Source organism: Paraburkholderia sp. 31.1 (genome assembly GCF_014397645.1).
GTDB lineage: Bacteria > Pseudomonadota > Gammaproteobacteria > Burkholderiales > Burkholderiaceae > Paraburkholderia > Paraburkholderia tuberum.
Genome location: NZ_VZQN01000212.1, coordinates 1 through 459 on the forward strand (window position 1 = coordinate 1; position 459 = coordinate 459).

The window sequence follows — 459 nt, forward strand, 5'->3', positions numbered from 1 at the left end:
TGGACACCGGTTGGTGCCGTGACGCTTAACCCCGAACGCGACTCAGTCGTCGAGATGGCGTCGATCAGCGCAAATAAACAGCCTCTGGCTGCATGAGTGAGGCGACAACTTGCTTGACGCGCGCCGGCTCGCCGACGTCAGCACTCTTTAGAATAAGGGTATGCACTCCAATCCGCGCGAGCGACCGTCGAAGATCAGGGTCGCCATTCATACTGAATACGATGATCTTCAAATCCGGAAAACACTTCCTCAAGAACGCCAGATAGGGAACTCCATCGCCGTATTCGCCTCCGGGCATCGCGTCGTCAGTGACGAGTACGTTGCAGGGCACACGAGCAAGACGTTCAACAACCTCAGTCGAGTCGCACGCAGTCGCTACCATTCTTAAATCAGTATGTCCGCTCAGTACCATTCTGACACCCGATAATACGACAGGGTGGTCATCGGCCACAATAATAT

Annotated in this window: 1 protein-coding gene; it reads right to left on the reverse strand. The window is 54.5% G+C overall.

What is annotated here, in order from left to right; all coding sequences use genetic code 11:
• Positions 1-64: 64 nt before the first annotated feature.
• The coding region (locus F6X37_RS36035; RefSeq protein WP_187614696.1) for a response regulator at positions 65-459 on the reverse strand (395 nt) is incomplete at its 5' end.